General features: G+C 39.9%; 12 protein-coding genes. 4 read left to right on the top strand and 8 right to left on the bottom strand.

Features of this window, described 5'->3' with window-relative positions:
- Positions 1–146: 146 nt before the first annotated feature.
- Positions 147–2,321, top strand: coding sequence for a BNR-4 repeat-containing protein (locus C2869_RS02945; RefSeq protein WP_108601531.1), 2,175 nt, complete (start codon positions 147–149; stop codon positions 2,319–2,321).
- A 471-nt stretch (positions 2,322–2,792) separates the two neighbouring features.
- Here C2869_RS02945 and C2869_RS02950 read toward each other — a convergent pair whose 3' ends face one another.
- Entirely contained in the window at positions 2,793–3,272 is a 480-nt protein-coding gene (locus C2869_RS02950; protein ID WP_108601532.1) for a hypothetical protein, read from the bottom strand.
- 269 nt (positions 3,273–3,541) lie between these two features.
- Between C2869_RS02950 and C2869_RS02955 the strand changes: the two genes are divergently transcribed.
- A complete protein-coding gene (locus C2869_RS02955) occupies positions 3,542–3,724 on the top strand; it encodes a hypothetical protein (protein ID WP_108601533.1) in 183 nt (60 codons plus the stop codon).
- A gap of 115 nt (positions 3,725–3,839) precedes the next feature.
- Here the strand turns inward: C2869_RS02955 and C2869_RS02960 are convergent, their stop codons facing one another.
- Complete coding sequence (locus C2869_RS02960) at positions 3,840–4,595, bottom strand: DKNYY domain-containing protein (RefSeq protein WP_108601534.1); 756 nt, start codon at positions 4,593–4,595, stop codon at positions 3,840–3,842.
- 106 nt (positions 4,596–4,701) lie between these two features.
- Complete coding sequence (locus C2869_RS02965) at positions 4,702–5,841, bottom strand: Shedu immune nuclease family protein (RefSeq protein WP_108601535.1); 1,140 nt, start codon at positions 5,839–5,841, stop codon at positions 4,702–4,704.
- Positions 5,842–6,490: 649 nt separating this feature from the next.
- Here C2869_RS02965 and C2869_RS02970 point away from each other — a divergent pair.
- Positions 6,491–8,299, top strand: a complete 1,809-nt coding sequence (locus C2869_RS02970) for a tetratricopeptide repeat protein (RefSeq protein WP_108601536.1) — start codon at positions 6,491–6,493, stop codon at positions 8,297–8,299.
- On the top strand, positions 8,296–9,219 hold the full coding sequence (locus tag C2869_RS02975; RefSeq protein WP_108601537.1) for a substrate-binding periplasmic protein: 924 nt from the start codon (positions 8,296–8,298) through the stop codon (positions 9,217–9,219). Before C2869_RS02970 ends, C2869_RS02975 begins: the two co-directional genes overlap by 4 nt.
- A gap of 322 nt (positions 9,220–9,541) precedes the next feature.
- Here C2869_RS02975 and C2869_RS02980 read toward each other — a convergent pair whose 3' ends face one another.
- From C2869_RS02980 to C2869_RS03005, 5 genes are all read right to left on the bottom strand, one after another.
- On the bottom strand, positions 9,542–10,339 hold the full coding sequence (locus C2869_RS02980) for a hypothetical protein (protein WP_108601538.1): 798 nt from the start codon (positions 10,337–10,339) through the stop codon (positions 9,542–9,544).
- A 139-nt stretch (positions 10,340–10,478) separates the two neighbouring features.
- Positions 10,479–10,907, bottom strand: coding sequence for a hypothetical protein (locus C2869_RS02985; RefSeq protein ID WP_108601539.1), 429 nt, complete (start codon positions 10,905–10,907; stop codon positions 10,479–10,481).
- Positions 10,908–11,664: 757 nt separating this feature from the next.
- The gene (locus tag C2869_RS02990) at positions 11,665–14,025 is read right to left on the bottom strand and encodes an alpha-L-rhamnosidase-related protein (RefSeq protein ID WP_108601540.1); all 2,361 of its coding nucleotides are present in this window, start codon (positions 14,023–14,025) and stop codon (positions 11,665–11,667) included.
- A 78-nt stretch (positions 14,026–14,103) separates the two neighbouring features.
- Positions 14,104–15,078, bottom strand: coding sequence for a type 1 periplasmic-binding domain-containing protein (locus C2869_RS02995; RefSeq protein ID WP_159084003.1), 975 nt, complete (start codon positions 15,076–15,078; stop codon positions 14,104–14,106).
- Between the two features lie 432 nt (positions 15,079–15,510).
- On the bottom strand, positions 15,511–18,363 hold the full coding sequence (locus tag C2869_RS03005; protein ID WP_199915623.1) for an alpha-L-rhamnosidase: 2,853 nt from the start codon (positions 18,361–18,363) through the stop codon (positions 15,511–15,513).
- Positions 18,364–18,627: the final 264 nt, after the last annotated feature.

Genomic DNA, 18,627 nt, shown 5'->3' on the forward strand with positions numbered 1-18,627 from the left:
CGCAATGGATAGCGGCTAGCGTTTGTCCATCGGCATGGTTAGCAAGGCGAGTTTTACATTCGCTAAGTTAACCATGACGGTTTGCTCCACCATTAACTCAAGCACGACTCTATTAAACAAACAATAAAGCACAAAGGGAAAATAAAATGAAAAAAATAGCACATTCATTGCTAAGTTCCGTTGGCAAAGCGTTAACCCTAGCTTGCTCCGGCGGATTACTGCTACTAAGCAGTCAAGTCAATGCCGCCGTTACGTTGGAAAAAGAGAAAAAAATTACTAACGACGGCTTATATTTTGATGGTTCTAAAGTTGCTGGCAATGCCAGTAATTCAGGCCCCGGCCAATACGATTACTATTTTGGCCCTAAAATTAATGCAACCGGCGACAGTGTTAAAATTTATGGCGACTATGTTTTTGTAACTTGGTATCGCGGCGGTAAATACAACCGGCATGTCATGTTAACCCGCTACAACACCAAAACTGGCACCACCAAATCTATCGAATTTCCACATACGCACACGGGTTACCTTAATCAATGGTGGATTGGCGAATCACATAACAATATTGCGATAGGCATTAGTCCCATAGATGGTACGATTCACCTGCTATACGACATGCATGCTTACTCGGCAGATAAGCCATCTGACGGTAGTTTAAGCGATGATTATTTCCGCTATTCCTATTCTAAGGACAACGCGGCAACCGTATCTGACGCAGATTTTAACCTAAGCCAGTTTGTAACAAATAGTGATGGTGGTTACAAACACCTAACCATGACTGGACAATTAGATTATGCCGAATTTTCTGGCTTAACCTACCCTAAGTTCTTTGTTAATGACCAAGATGAGTTGTTAATGTATATCCGCGAAGGCGGTAACAATAATGGTGCCTATAAATTTACTAAGTATTTAGCTAGCCAGAATAAGTGGGGCAACTTTACTCAGTTTAACGTACTTGATGCCAAAAGCCACGGCATGGACTACAACTGGGGCGTATACGGCAATATGAAATACGTTGACGGTAAAGTCCGTGTTGGTTTTCAGCGCCGTTCCAGCAACAATAACGACAAGTACAAATATCAAAACGGCTTTTATTACGCCTATTCTGATCACCAAGATGGTTTAAACAGTTGGAAAAACCACCAAGGACAAGGTTTCTCGTTACCTTTAATTGACGCTGATTTTATTAAAATTTCTGAGCCGGGCAATTTAATTAACGAAACCGGTGCAAATCAGGTACATATCGTGGGTGGTTTTGATTGGACAGTAACAGATAACGGTGATGTTCACTTTATCGGCGCGGTTAAAAACATTGCTAACACGGAAAATGTCAAAGTACATACATATAAAAAAGCCGGTAATAGCAACTTTACCACCACGACGAATTTCCCTGGTGCGTCACGTTTGTATAGCTATGGTGACAGTATTTATATTGTGGGTTTAGAAAACGGTCGTCCATTTGTTGAAAAGGCGCCAGGCGGTACCAATAATTTCACTCGTATTTATCAAGCAACATCCGGCAAAACATACTCGCACGGTGTAGTGAAAATTGAACAAGGTAAAATTTACTATTACTTACAAGAGCAAGTATCTGGCGACAAACGCCCTCTTTACGTGCAAATTATCGATCTCGATTTAAATCAAGCGTCACAAGTTGACTTTCAATCTGGCGATGTTGTTTTAAATGAAGGTTACAACGCCTTATCGTTCGATGTACTAGCGACCAGCGCTAACGCCAGTATTAGTAACGTACAATTGTTTGTCGACGATGTATTACTTCGTCAAGAAAATGTAGCACCATATGAGTGGGGACATGCTGGTAAGCCAAACGAATTACTGGGGTTATCTGTTGGTCAACATACGTTACGAGCAGTGGCAACGGATAGCAATGGTAATCAAGGTGAAGCATCAATTACCGTAACCGTTAATGCGATACCTGTCACCATAGAAATGGTCGATGCTGAGCAATCACCTAACGTAGCGGCTAATTTATTAGATGGTGATAAAAATGATGATTCGCGCTGGAGTGCTCAAGGTTTCCCTAAAAGCGTAATGTTTGATTTGGGTATAGGAAAAACCATCACAGGCACCAAAATGTGGACCTACCTTGATCGCGCCTATCAATACCGTATTGAAGTGTCTCAATACAAAGGTAGTGGCTTTACTACCGTCGCTAATAAACAAGGCAACACCAGTACTGGACAGCCATTAACCACCAGCTTTAATGCCACAGGCCGTTACGTCAAACTGGTTGTCACGGGTGCACATAACTACTCAGGCGATTGGGTTAGTATTAACGAAGTCGAGATTATTACCGAATAAACTCCCCCCTCCATACCACTCCATAACGGCACTTAGCCGTTCAATAAAACAAATTGTTTACCGATGGCTGTCATCAGCGCCATCGGTAAACTCATGTAATAATTGAATATTGCAAATTGGTGGGAGTCGTGCGACTCCGGCCACCCTTAGGAATTCAGCTAACGCTAAACTTGGACTATCTGAGAAGATATGTACTTTATTCACTTAGAGATATGGATAAAAGCCCAATTTGTTAAATGAAACGCCCTGTTGTGCCTTTAAATCATGAACATAGCAACCCAATAATGTCCAGCACTGGGATGATGTGTCGGCTTCGCGCCACATATCCTTTTTTGTTTGATTTTTGCAGGCCTATTTACGAAAAAACCAGCTAATTAAGCTGGTTTTATTTGATATGTTTTGACTTGTCCATTAATTTTGGACTTTGTATATGCCGCCTTGATTTTTTTCATGGCTTCAATCTTAGCAGCTCTAGCTTTTGTAACTTGGGGTTGTGATTTCATAACCGAGCTCCTCTTCTCCTAAGTTGTCAACTACTTTAAAGTTTAACTCACCTGAATACTTTTTAGCAAGTCCATCATAATACCTTTTTAGTTTGTCATTTTCAGCCGCAAACAAATATGCTTCAGCATTGGTATTTCGATAATGAAATTCTATTAGATCTCTAACAGTTCGGCCTAAAAAGCGCATTTCCACTATAGTAAAATTTTCTATTCTTGGGGCAAAATAATTATCATTATCAAAGTTATCTTTTAAATCAAATTTAATTTCATAGCTATTTTCTCTATATTCCAACCCTAATTCTGCAGCTTTTTCATCAATAGCGTTTTGATCTCGAGTTGCGTCTATACGGTTAAAAAGCATTACATAACTTATTTCTGAAACTTTGAATTCAATTATTTGGCAGTTAATCTCGCCCGCATTAAAGTCTTGTAAAATCCAGTCGTTCAAAAACTATATTCCGTTGACCATTTTTTCTAATTTTAACCTACCGCAAGGTCAATTGAAAATATAACGCCAAAACAATGGGCTAATAAAGTTTGGCTAAAATTTGTGAGGCACGAACTAAGCCCAACTTTATTACTCCATGCGTTGATGCGATTGTTGAACTAAGCCGCTACGCGGCAGAGTATGGTTTTTAGCTTACCATTCTCGCTTGGGTTATCAATACTCTAAGGTAGGTATTTAATTCTAAATACCGCTAACCTAGGAGTATCATAATGGATCCGTTAGACCAAGTCCGATATGAGCAATTATATCAAGCTCAGCAAGGTGCATTGCTTAGGCAAGGAATGCGCCCAGCGACAATTGATGGTTACTGTCGCGCTATCAAACGCATTAGCCTGCACTTTGAACGCCCACCACCTTCGCCACTCAGTGGTTTTGCCACAGGCCGATATTGACTAAATAAAGCAGGGATGCGGTTCTATTATTACAACCCACCTTTTGTGAGTCTACACTCCGGGCTTGTCCAACACTGGGATGATGTGTCGGCTTCGCGCCACATATCCTTATTTGTTAGGTATCACACCCACAAAATTTTTGCCCATTTAAGTTTAAATCAGCACAGCCGATGATTTGTGTGCCACTAAAGCAAAACTTACCGTCAGTTGCTAAAGGAGAACTGCGATTAGGCTGCACCATAATCTTACTTGGTTGTGCATTATTAACAACTCGGTCAGCCCAATAAACATTATATTTATCTCTAGCGTACAGCCCATTAAGGATTTCTAAACTGTCCCGATCTCTCAAGGGGACTTTGTAGCTTTGGTAAAAATAGCAATAGTTGTCATATCCTCTTCGAGGGTAATCATCTTCAACTACTTTAAAACTGTTTATATCACACACACTTAGTTTAACGCCGTTAAAATAATAATCGTTTTTATCACTAGCCCAACTACTACCGTGATATTTAAATGTCTGAGGATCCGCGTTTTGAAGCTGTTTTCCATCTACATAAACATTTTTGCTATCCATAGCTATAAATGCGTTTATTAGTCGAAATGTGTTTGGATCAGCATTTGTTAATTTTTTGCTCCCATAAAAAACAGAAAGATCGTCCTTACCATAATGGGGCGATAACTCTTTAAATTTCTGAGCATTTGCATCTGTAAGCTTACTTATTGAAAACTCCTGAGAAACTACGTTCCATTGGTAATATTTTACTTGTTGTTTCTCGATTTTATAAAAAGTACGTAAACCTGTAGATGCTAAAAATAAATCAGCGCACGAACTTAATAGAAAAGTTGTTACCAAAATTAAAAACGCACGCATATCTTCAAGTGATTCCTAACGCCTCAATCAGAGGCAAAAAATAGTTGGTTAAAATTAGCGACGCAGGAGCAAAACCAACTGTTTTTTGTCCTGCTGAATTGACTTGTTAGCTTCGTTTTGAATGCTTCTCATTATGTACGATAAATCTCGCTCTTTCATACAGTTCATCATAGGTGACCAATTCTACATTTCTAGAATCTCTACGGAACAATTCTAAGGTTTTCTCTTTAATTCGCTTAATACCAATAGGATCATTATTAATCTGATCCCAACTGCCCATAATTAAAATTGTTTTAGAATCATAAGAGCGTTGATTTATCTCTTCATCGTTATCGCCTATAAGATCTTTGGTTGTTTCAATTTTTATTTGACCACTAGCCTTTTGCTCTAATATTTGAGAAAAGGCATCGATAAGGCTGTTTGATAAACTCCAACAGTTTGACCTGTTCTTCGATTTATTAAAAAGCTCAGTTGTTGGTAACTTCAGCTCAACAAATGTAGTAAATTTTTTATCACCTAATAAGAAGTCAGCAATGACCTCTTCTTTGCCAGCAGCATTAGATGCTGATGCATGAAACTCCTTTTGGAGAATTCCTTGAAATCTATAATCAAGGCCGTAACCAAATATCCATTCATTAGATTGAAAAAAATGCTGCCAAGCAGTTTCGTCCTTTGTATTTGGATTACCTATTTGAACTTTATATTCTGGCAGGCCGCCTTTGTATAATAGTGATTCGAATAATTCTAATTGATGTTTTCTATAACCTGTATTGACGAGGTCTTGGTTCGTGATTAGTCCTTTATCCAGCAACTCATAAACCACGTCACTTCCATCATCGCCAGATAATAGTGTCGCTATTTTAGATTTGGTTTCAGAATCTAGAACGCTCAATTCATCATCTGCTAAAGAAATACGCCGCTTAGTTACATCTTTGAAATCTAGCTCTTTGATAAACTCTAAAAAACAAGTTAGTTGCTCTAAATTGAATTTAGATAATTTCACTCGCTCTTTTTCTTTGTTTGAAACTACTTTTATTATTTCAAATCCCTCAAGATCATCTTTTTCTTTGAGGTAAACGACCTTTAGACAAGTTCTTGCAGCTAACTTAATATGTGTCTCATTTTCATCAGAAAAGATAACCTGAAAAAAGCGACCGTCGCCAAATTCATGATTATACAAGTGTTCTAATTTAGAATTAAAAATCACGTCCTCATCAGTTAACGGGGGCGGGGTAAAATCGTTCATATTGACTCCATTCTATGATGAAACGCTTAAGAAGCTAACGCTTATTGATCGAAATTCACAGTTTCTAGTCTCATTCCGAACCATAAATCCAATCAATAAAAAACATTAATTTCATTAACTTAGCTACTTGAAAATTTAAGTCAACCACTAAATTTAACTGCAAAAAGCGAGACTTGGGTTAATTGAGAATCAATTGGCCTATTATGTAAATTAATAATGATTAAAAATCATAATCTTAGGGGGAACTTTGTACAAACCACTCCATTAAATTATTGGAGAAAGCGAGAATGCCACGAGTCAACGCGGGACGATGACATGAGCTTTGCGCGTACTCATTATGGGTATTAGCCACATGCCAAACAATTGCAATTCAGATAGTGATGTCTTATGAATGTATTATTAGATGTCCGTTTTATAATCTATCAGTGCAATTAAAGCCTCCTTTGCTTTTTAAAAATACGCTCGTTTTTCACTTCCAGCACCCTTTAAATTATCGTTATGCATAAACATAGGAATATAACTCACTCATAGAATTAATTTATATTGGTATTAAATGAATTGAAAAGGTATATTATAAGTATCGAATATTGGTAAAGCCAATATTCAGTTTAGGCAATTTTAATACTCGCTGATTGTTCGGACTATTTATATGAGAAACACGTTTCACTTCGTTATTTTCTATTTTTTAGTGGCTATACCCAACTCATATGCAGAACAAACCTCAAACCACGTATACGGCGAAGTGCAAGAATTAATCAAACTGGCAACCAATAATAAAGACCGTGATGTAGACGCCGCCAAGCGGTCACTATCTAAAGCCTTAACCCTGCTACAAAGCTCACCCAATAAGCCAATGGAATTTCAAATCCTAGTCAAGTTAGCAATGTTGGCTACCACGCAAAACGATTTAAAAGCCGCATTAACCCTATTGCAAAAGGCCGAGCACTTATACGCATCAAACGATTCATTTAGTGCAACATCAAAATTTATCAAAGTTTTGGCTAAAACGGAGTTGTTATTTATAAGCGCAACTATTAATCAGCTACAACAAGAATATGACAAGGCAATACATCTATTGGACGATGCTTTACAAGTAATAGAAGAAAACGGCAATAATCCAGCGTTACTGCAACGCGCATATAACAGCAAAGGTGATGTGTATTTAGCCAGCAAACAGCACAAATTAGCTATACGCTTTTATTTATTAGCCAATTATCATGTTCACACTCAACCCGATAATATCAAAGCCAAGTTGTGGCAACGCTTAGCTTTCGCCTATACCAGAATTAATGAAAACTTTGCAGCAATCAAATATTTTAAACAGTTACTGATCCTGCATGAGCAATCGAATAACCTTGAACAACAAGCTAAAGTCTTACTCAATATTTCTCGATCCTATAAAAAAGGCAGCGCTTTTGGTGAAGCTTTATCGTATGGCAATAGAGCACTAAAAATAAGTAAAGAAACCGCTAATGAAGAATTTACCCTAAAGTCTTTATTACACCTTTCTACCGTATATCGGCGCTTAAGTAGCTTTGACAATGCATTAGACTGCGGTTTAGAAGCACTCAACATTTATCAAAAAAACAGAAACGTTAACGGCATTGCGACTTCATTAAATACAGTGGGCTTAGCCTATCGACAATTAAATCAACGCGACAAAGCCACACTGTATTTTGAGCAAGTCTTGCGTTTACCAACAGATAAGCTCAATAAAAAATATTACGCCGCAGCATTACGAGAGCTAGGCTTACTGCAGTTTTATGATAATGCCTATGCACAAGCACTTGCCTTATCTGAACAAGCTTTTGTTGTATATAGTGATATTGGTGACGAAAAAGGCCAAGCAACTATTAAAAAAAACCTTGGGTTGATTTATCAAGCCAAAGGTCAATACCAACTGGCGTTCGAGTCATTTAATTATAGCGTGATTACAGCCAAGCAAACCGGAGACCTATGGGAACAGGCTAGCAATTTAGCCAATATCGCCACGCTTTATGCCAATACTCAGCCAGCAAAGACTCAAGCATGGGCCAACCAAGGTTTACGCATTGCCATACGAATACAAGCTAAGCCCATCATCACTCAGATCTACTCGGCACTGAGTATAGCGGCTGAAAAACGTGGCGATTTACAACAAGCCTTAGACTATGCCAAACGGCAAATCACCAAAATAAATGAAATGAAAAGTGAGGTGATTAAAAAGCGGGAAAGCGAAGCGCAAGTGCTAATCAATATCACCAATAAAATGTACGAGCTAGACCAGCTTAAAAACACTATGTCGACCTTAACCCGCAAGTTACAAAATCAGACAAGCGAGTTTGAGCAATTGAAGCACCAAGCCAACAACGACCAAAGCACCATTAGATATCAACGCATCCTGTTGGTGATTTTATCTTGCTGTTTAATGCTGGGTATTTCGATAGTCATATTAAAGTTCAACAGGAACGACAAATGAAAAAAGTTACGTTTTGCTCTCTAGGCTACTTAGCCTTATTAATTTGTTTGCTTTTCTCAAGTTCGGTCCACGCGCAATCAGATTTTTCCAATCAAGAGATTGACCAAATTACAATGACCAGCCGTCAGTCTGAACTCGATGTTAGAGAGGAATACATATCTGAAATCTTAGACTTAGCCTTGAGCCTTTCAAAAGATAAGTACGGCGAATACGTAGTAAAACAACTGCCCATCTCAATGCCAAACGATCAAACCTTTTATGAGTTGTCATTAGGAAAAACCATCAACTTAGCCATGAGTGGTGCAACTACCGACAAAGATCACCTTGCTATTCCCATCCGTATCCCTATTCGCCGCGGCATTCTTAATTATCGTTTACTTGTTATTAATAAAAACAAGCAAGCATTATTTAAAGGCATTACCAGCTTTGCCCAACTTAAAGCTTTAACTGCGGGTATTCATGCTAATGCCGTCACAGCTGAGATAATGAAACTGCAAGGTTTTAGCGTTGTAGAAGGCGCGAGTTACGATGGTATGTTTAAGCAGTTGTCACACAACAGGTTTGATTATATCCCCAGAGGCGTACACGAAGCTTACGACGAATTGCAACTGCGTGCAGCTACCTTAGATAACCTAATGATAGAGCCTAACTTAGCCATTTATATGCCAATGCCTTATTACATTTACGTATCTCCCAAGTTTCCGAGACTAGTCAAACGTATTGAATATGGCCTTGAGAAAATGATTGAACAAAAGCTAATTAAAACCATTTTTGATAAGTACTACGCTGAAGATGTCGCACGCGCTAACTTAGCGCAAAGAACCATCATAGATATCGGCAACCCATTTTTATCGTCTAAAACCCCGTTTCAGCGCAAAGAGCTATGGATAGACGAGTACGCGATAAAACCAACAAATTAATCAATTAATGCGCAAGCTCACTCCGGACAGGCATCGGAAATTTCTAAAAGATTGGATAATACTTTTTAAGGTGGGTGTCACGTTATTTTTTTTCGTTATTTTTCGAGTTAGCGCGTTGGCTAAATGAGCCATAGCCTCACTCGGCCTGAAAAAAGTGACGATTGGCACCTTCGCCACTTTGTGGTTTTGGCCAGAGCCGATATTGACTATATAAAGCAGGGATGCGGTTCTATTATTACACCTCACCTTTTTGTGAGTCTGCGCTCCGGGATTGTCCAACACTGGGATGATGTGTCGGCTTCGCGCCACATATCCTTATTTGTTATATGCCGCCCAACGCCTCTTTTTTAAGACTTGGGTGATTGTTTAAAAACTCGTTATGAAGTTTAAATAAATTACCTAAATGAAATGATACAGATGTCTCAACTTGAGTGACAATAGTTTGTTGATAACCCACAAACATGGGGTGGTCATAAGGGATAGGCTCAACCAATACCGCTAGTTTAGGATCACTAAGGTGTATGTGTGCAATTAGACCATCCATATAAAACCGATAAATTTCTTTTTTGTGTTTGCCAATTTTTTGTTTAATTGGTACGAAATTGTGCACTGGACCTTTAGTTGGCAGTTGAACTAAAGCTATAGGAAAAAAGCTAAAATCATCTGAGCACTCACCCATTAAGATTTGTCTTAAACGCTCTAATTTTTCCTGAGATAAGGTGATTTCTCTAAACTCAGGTAATGTGGAAACAGAAGCTCGCCAAAGTAAACTTAAGAAAAATTTACGCATTTTTTCAGGTTCTTGAAATTCGACAACTGTGATCTCTTGCAAAGAGTTTGAAGCACGTTTTCTCAGCGTTGTACTTGACCATAGTAGTCCCCAGCTTCTTAGCTCCTTTATAGCATATGAATCAAGATCGGAAAGTACATCTTCGCCTTCTCGAGTGACGATGCTTTTATCATACCAACTATCAGACCTTTTAAAATACCTCTGTTCTGGGTTTATAGGATCTGCTTGATAAAACTTGTTACCTGGTTGGCTCGGTCTGGTGACAGACTTAGGTATAATGTGAGACTTTACAAATTTTCCTTTTTTACCTGTAAGTTTACAAATCCCCAAAACAATCTCCTAATTTTTCACCAAACACAATCTCGAAGGCATATAACGCCGTAATATGGGGCGCGAAAAAGCTTGGCTAAAATAGGAACGAAGTGACGCAGCCAAGCTTTTGCGTCCCATCATAATTGCATTGTTATGTTTACAGCTTTCTATGCCAAGCCCAAGTACCAGCGAACAAGCTAGTTGCAAAAAAAGTGAATACGAGAGCGCCAGTTATAATAGCATCATTTAAATTACCGCCGAGGCTTGCCAAACGGGCAAAACCTAATCCGATTAAAGCAGCTAGAAATGTAGAAACAACAGAAGCTACTTTAAAGCTCAAACCTTGTTTGATAGACAGTAAAATAAAATAAGTTAAATAGCTGAAAAACAATATCGGCATAAAGCCAAGAAAAACAGCAAAACCACGAAGATACCCGTCATTTTCAGGGTTTTCTGGTGGGTAATATATTTCAGCGAAACCAAATAATAAAACAAAGCATAATGGTATAGCCATTGATGCTAGCGCACCAAGCAGTGACGCTAAAAAGTGTTTTCCTTGAATATTGAATAGTGGTTCAGTAGACATACTTTCCAGTAAACATACAACTTATTGATCGGAATTCACAGTTTCTCGATTCATTCATAACCGTAAATCTCTCAATAAAAAACAATTAATTTCATCAACTTAGTTAATTTAAAGTTAAAGTCAACCACTAAATTTATCTGTAGAAAGCGAGACTTGCGTTAATTGAGAATCAATTGGCCTATTATGTAAATTAATAAATGTATAACAATCTTAGGGTTAACTTTATACAAACCACGCCATTAAATTATTGGAGAAAGCGAGAATGCCGCAAGTAAACGAGGTATTGGATTTATTCGGTTCAGGTTGGTTTGAATGGTTAACAACGAACTAAAAATGATTTATCGCCCTTGGCTGGTCTTTTCAGAATCGTTGCTTTATTTACCCATCGGCCTAAATGCACGAGCTACAATACTTTTTAGTTAGCTATGCTCCCTTTAACTGTTGGCAAGTTCACTAAAACATGCTTTGTAGGTCGAGTTTTAACTCGACTGCTCTAATACATATTAAAGTAAAAAAGTGGTATTAATTAGACCTGCAGTATCTTTTTGTCGAAATAAATTTCGACCTACATAAGATTTTGTTTTTATTGAAATTTAATTATAAACAACAATAAAGACAACAGAGCCTTTTTGTTAATGCATAAATAAAAATATCGAGGTCAGGTTTCGTAAACGTAAAGTTCAATCATGAAAAATACATGATTTTCCAATAACGGGCGTAAGCGCTATCGGTAAAACCAACCCCATTTTATTGCTTTTTATTTTGCACTAACCGACCAAGTGCCGGCTGCTACACTAAAGTTAAGGTACTTTTCATCCTCTCCCACAAATTCAATACCCGCGAGCTTGCCTTGTGCACTACCCTTATGCCAAACGGTTTTACCGTTAAAAGCAACGCTATTGAGTTTGAAATAGGCTTTTGGAATACCCAGTGTTGCGGTTGTGGCGGTTGGTGAGGTTAGATCAATTTTGATTGATGAGGTATCTCGGCTGATCACAAAATCGATGTCGCCTTTTACACTGGGCACTTTTTGCTGTACACGCTGCATATGCGCCATATTGGGTTTTATGTGGTAGGTTTGCCAAGCAACAGATGTTGGGGCAATACCAGCAATGTATTGGCTGAGTACGGTACTAGGTGCATTCCATGCATGATTCTCGGTGCCTTTTTTCTCGCCTAGATATTCAGCTAAGGTTGAGAGCTCTTTATTGTTCACTTGAGCGCTGTAACGCGTTTTCATCCGCGCAAGAGCATCTTGGTAACGACCTGCCATCGCCATCGCGTTATAAACCATCCACTCAAAGTGCGGGCTGGCATAATGATTCGGATTTAATACATTATCAACAATAGATTGGTATTGGCGAGGCTCGGCAAGGCCAAACAGAATAGCAATTGCATTAGCGCGATCATCTTTAAATTTGGCAGGATTACTGCTGAAAAATCCATCTTGCCAATAGTATATTTGATAGGCTTTTTTAATTGAATTAATGCGCCTATCGTAAAAGCCGATATGGGTGTCATCACCCAAGGCTTTGGCCATTTTACGCGCCGAGACTAATGCACTGTAATACAAGGCATTTTGAATGGCATCATAGTCTATCGTGTCTTGAGGCCCCCAGTCAGTCCACTTCCACGCACCGGCTCTAAAAGTGGCTAAGCCGTTGTCTTTTAGGTCCCATAGGGTTAAGTATTTATGTACGTAAGGGTAAGCAAACGCTAAGGTGTCTTTGTCTCCGGTGTTGTAATAATAATGCCAAATGCCTTGTTCAATAAATTGCAAACTTTGCGCGGGTAATTCACGGAAACGGCCTGGCCCTAAGCCCGCAAAAATACCGGTTTCACTATCACTAAACGCCAAAGTTACGGTGATCGCTTTTTTCAATAGATCACGCCCGGGTTTATCCATTGAATAGAATAAATAACTGGCTTGATCGGCAACATCACCTATCCACAAGCCGCGCTCTCTGTCTGGTGTGTCCATAAAATTATCGCGCGCACAAATGTATAAGGTGTTTTCAGCCATTTGCCAAATTCGCGTATACCAAGCATCGTCAGCTTCAAAATGCCCCGGTGTTTTACCAACGCCCGTCCAACGGTATTTTAAGCCATGTACTTTCACCCCTTTGGGGATGGTGAATTGGATTATGCGACCATTTAACCAAGAGTAAGACTCAAACTGTTGGCGACCCGGTTTTGCGGTATAAAAGGTCTCAATTTTGTTACGCTTAAAATTAGACGTAATATGGATTTGCTCGCCGCCTTTCGCTTCAATATCAAAATAAGGGGTAAAGTTTTTATTAAAGTCGAGCTTACATTCAATCTTACTGCCGTCAGCAACAAAGGGAAATTTATGCTCAGGAAAATTAGTGCAATTGGCTAAGCCATAGTTAGTAAATGGCGGGATTTCACTTGGGAACAATTTAAAAAACGGCGCTCGCGGCGGGAACCGTTTTGTTCTCGGGGTTTTCCACGTCGAATCATCATAGTTAGGTAAGTACCACGCTTTTGCGGTCCAATCTCCCATATCATCTCTGGCATCATACTTTACGCGCCATGCTGCCAGCCGGATGGGGTCTGTTTTAACAAAGTCGTTTTTATAGGCTTTATGGTCTATGGCTTTCCAACTCTTGTCTGAGACGATAACTTGTTCACCCACTTCCGCTTGGAAAATAAAGCCGCCGGTCATTGCCGAAATATGGGTGCCTTTAGTGCCATTATCACCCCAGTACCAAGTTAACGCAGCAATGGTGTTTTTACCTTGTTTTAAGTATTGGCTGATATCTATGGTGTCGTAATATTTATTTGAAGCAATAACATAGTTATCAATACGGGGGGACGGTCGAACTGGGCTTGGTCCGCCAGTAAAGCCCCCTTCAAATACCACCATTTCGCCGTTGATCCACAACCAATATTTAGTGTCGGCACTAATGTAAGCTTTGGCTTGCTGGTCTAGGTTGTCAATGGTAACGTCTTTGCGAAAAGCGACCCAAGAATTAGGGACACTACCTCCTTTATTGCTCCAAATCCATTGCGCCTGCCAATCAACAGCGAATGATTTAAAACCAATCAATAAAAATAGAAACGTAAACAAACGTCCTAAAATTAACGTAAACCTCATTGAAGCTTCCTAATAGTTAGTTGAAAATTGCTATTAGGAATAGTGCAGAAGATGTAAAACTAATACCCCTACTTTGCCCTATTCGGTTGCCAGTAAATACTCAAGGTTAAAGTCGTATTTATGCAATTGAGGGTTATGCCGCTTAGAGTATTGCTTTATGTTAGCAGTGTGCCAGTAACTTGATTGAAACAAGGGTTCGATATGTTGGATGTTATGCTTGCTGGCTTTAATATATGGAATGTTAATAATAGAGTCTGCCTCTTTATTAACAGCATTAGCACCGCTACTGTTATGAACAATATCGTATATCACTAATAATGCCCATACCCCATGCATATGGTTGCCGCCCATGCTAAACGCAATATGTTCTTGTTGAATAGCTGAAAACACCTTGGGATGCCAACCTAGGTTACCTATCATCGGCCAGTGTTGCGTTTTAATCTGGCTCGCTTGTAACGCTTGGCGTATTCCCAATGCAATATTAATGTTGCCCGCCCAAGCAAGGTTGATATTAGGATGTCGGCGCAACAAGATATTCATTTTATTAAAGGCTTCATCTTGCGACCAATCTGAATAAACCAACTGTAAAAGGTGCATATTTTTTCGTTGTTCAATCGCGGTTAGCATACCCAAATTACTATTTTTCGCCGACTGTAAATACTTACTTCCGGCAATACCTATAATGCGGTAGGGTTTGGTGTAGTTGGATTGTTGCGCGGCTAGATGCAAGGCATCAATTATCTTGTAGCTAGCGTCATATTCATTCGATGAGATTTGTGCTTGCCAATATTGATAACGCTGAAGTGGTTTACCAACCACATTGGCGTCCTTTGGTGGAATGGGATTAGTGATATTGATTGAGCGAATTTTATGGGCTTCCAGTAAATTTAACATTTTGTCTGGATGACTACGGCGATGTACCCAAATGACCCATTCGGGTGTGCGGTTCTTTTTTAAATACTGGTTTAGCACTAAGGTAAAATCAAAGCCTTTTTGTGCATCAGGGCGTAAGCTAATAAAATTTAGCCCGAGTTGCTTAGCAACCGGAGCCATAGGTAACTCAACGTTGTTCCAAAAAACGCTTAAGTATGGGGCAATTAAAAGAACATCTTGCGTTTTACCAAATGACACCTGAGGAAAAAAGCACAATAGCCCCACGCAAATAAAGTACTTAAGTTGAACAATAAACCTGTTATGTCTAAATAATGTACACAAAGCCAAACGTTCCTAAAGCCTAAAATTAGCCTACCAACTTAATATTAGTCGTTAAACCTGAGTTAGACACAAAACAAGTGACATTTTTATTTGTGTTAAATTCGCTAATTTTAAATGACACCAAGTGGTCATTTTCAGCTTCTTTAAGGTGTGCAAAATAGATAAAAGTGTTATCAATTAAGTTTGGCTGTATGCCTATTGCCAATATAGATGTGAGAGAAAAGGGGCGTGTATCTGTGCTAGTTACACACCCGTGTGACAATTTTTTGCTTATAATGTAAGGCTGTATTGCCCTGCTTGATAAACTTTTGGTGGTTTACCCGCAACAGTCACTTGAGCTGTGGTGTTATTGGGTACAGTAAATTGCCACTCAATTTTATTACCCACGCGTTTCCAGTTACTCACAATTTTGCCGTAGCCAGTTTTATAGCTGGTTTCGACCCAATCTAATGATTTCGGGAATACCGGCGCTAACGCGAAGTGTTGATAGCCAGGGTTATCGCCTAATGGACGAATACCGCCTAAGCCTTCATAAAACCAACCATCGTAACCGCTATGGAATGGGTGGTTTAACGAACGACCCGCTGGGTTTCTGCCTTCAGGATCTTTTTCTGGATCCCACACGCCTTTGCGCTCCCATAAGGTCGTGGCTTTTAATTTATCAAATTGCCACTGATAACCTGGGTAACCTTTAGCGGTGAAAATACCATAGGCAGTATCACCATAGCCGTAATCACTTAACGCGCGGTAAACATAGGTTTGACCTAATGCGCCAATAGAGCCATGACCCTTCCAGTTTTCTAATACATCTTTGTTTAACGCATCCGCTACTGATTGGCGTAAGGCTGGTGGGGTAATTCCAAACTGCAATGCCATGGCATCTGCGGTTTGGCTGCCGTAATGACCAGTTTCAGGGTTGTAATATTCTTTGTGATATTGCCCCGCAATACGTTCAAACAAAGCTTGGTAGTGCTGCGCCTGTTGCGGTTTATTTAATAAAGCAGACATTTTTGCCATTAGCTCTGCACCGTGCGCCAAAAAGCCAGAGGTGGTCATGGTTGGTAAGGTGTACTCAGGGTTACAACGTTTACGTGTCATGCCCGGTACGCGCACAGGATCACACCAATCGCCATAGCCTTTGCGTAACAAATTGTCGGTTAATTGCGATTCAGCTGCATCCATGTATTCCACCATGCTGTCCCACTGCTGTTCGATAACTTTCAAATCACCGTGATGACGGTAATGCTCCCAAGCAATAATAACTTCAGCCACTGCCCAATCATAAGTACCACCGTGTGAACGTTTACCCGGTACAACAGCCGGTGCAATATGACTAGAGGTAGCAAAATCACCTAAGTACTTTTGCCAGAAATTTTCCATATCATAATTGTAGTTGCCTGTGATAAGAGCCGCATGGGCATCACCTGTCCAACCGGCTCGCTCACGAATTGGGCAATCCATTGGCACTGCCATTAAGTTGCCTTCATAGCTCCACAGGGCCATATCGTGAATGCGGTTAACTAATGGGTTGGCGCTTTTAAACTGCCCGACTATTTCAACATCGCTTCGTACTAAGTGACCATAAACAGCATCAAGCGCAGGCTTTGATGTTAAGCCGGTTATTTCCATGTAACGGAAACCATGCCAAGTAAAAGTAGGCGACCAGCTGCTTGCGTCTTTACCTGATGCTATGTAAGTGTCGACTTGTTTTAACAGTGGTGCGCCACCACCTGATTTTTGACTAAGATTACCGTCAATATCCGCCCATTCACCATAACGTAAGTTGATTGCTTGACCGGCTGTTAAACTTAACTTAGCTAAATTGATTGTCGGAATACCGGTAAAGTTTTGCCCAAAATCAAACACCCATACCTTGTCGCGTGGTTGATAAATTTTGATTGGCGTAACTTTTTTAACCGCACGAATTGGTGGTAATAATTGTGGCTCTAAACGCTGGGTTGGCCATTGCTGTAATACTTCAACCGGTTGCCAATTGGCTAGGTTTTTAGTTTGGGTATTACGCGACCAATCTTTAACTACATTATTTGCATCGAATAATTCACCAGAGAACAAACCTTCTTTTAAAATTGGTGATGGGTGTGATAACCATTCTTGGTTAGAGGCTATCGTTTGGCGCGTACCGTCAGCATAGGTGACATCCAATTGGGCAATAAATTTAGGTTGACCAAACGACAAGGTTTTTTGCTTACGCTTACCTTTTTGGGCATCAGGGTTTGACCATTTGCTAAAGGCAATATTTTCATCGTACCAACCACTGCCTAAATGCACTGCAATGGTATTTTGTCCTTTATCGAGCAATTGACTGACTTCGTCTGTGTTGTACAAAATACGTTTGTCAAAATCAGTCTGGCCAGGATCCGCTAAGCGATCATCCACTTTTTGGCCGTTTATAAAAATTTCGTAATAGCCACCTGCCGTGCTATGCAGTTTTGCTTTGCTAATAGGCTTATTGGCATCTACGTTGAAGCTATGGCGGAATAAGCTTGCGGTGGGTTGCGCTTTTAATTGCTCCACCACACCCCACTGAGTTTCTAGTTTATGCTTAGGGGGTAACTCAGTAATGGCTGAGTGAACGTTAGCTGCGTAGTGCATCCATTCAAGTCGAGCTGGAGTGACTTTTGCTACGGTTCTGTCTTTGACTTGCAGCCATTGAGCTTGCCAGTCAGATTGAGTGATTAAGCCCATTTCCCAAAAACTAGGCGCACTCCAAGCACTGGCTTGATGACTATCGCTCGACCAAACGCGAACTTGCCACACCGCTTTTTGATTGGCTGTTAATGTTTTACCTTGATAGGCAATATTAACCGAGACGCTCGAGTCGACTTTGCCGCTATCCCAAAGATCGGCTTGCCCTTTGGCTAACAAGGCTTCGCTACTGGCGACCCGCACTTGATAGGCGGTTTGCATTTTGACGTTGGCATACCAAGAAAGCCGAGGCTTAGGTTGATGCACGTTAAGTGGATTAACATTGTCTTCAACCAATAAATGGCTTGGTGGTGTGGAGTGTATTTTTGAACTCGCTGATTCTTGCTTAAGCTCGCTATTTGAGCAAGCCGCCAACCCCACTACAGTCAAAACGATAAATATCAGTTTTTTAATCATTATTTAGTTACCTTTTCGAGTTTTTGTGGCGCTTTGGCCATATAGCAACTCTTGTTCGCCATACCATGGCTATGAACGAAATTACCCAAATGTAAGTTTTATGTGTATAAATTGAGATAATCGGTTAGTATAATTTAAACAAACAAACACAATCATGTCTAATCATTATTAATCATTTGTAATAAAGGTGATATTACCTTGTATTCCAAAACGAGAGATTGGTGTGAACTGTAGGTCGGTCTTTAGGCCGATGGGTACGCAAAG

This window comes from Saccharobesus litoralis (genome assembly GCF_003063625.1).
Taxonomy (GTDB): Bacteria; Pseudomonadota; Gammaproteobacteria; order Enterobacterales; family Alteromonadaceae; genus Saccharobesus; species Saccharobesus litoralis.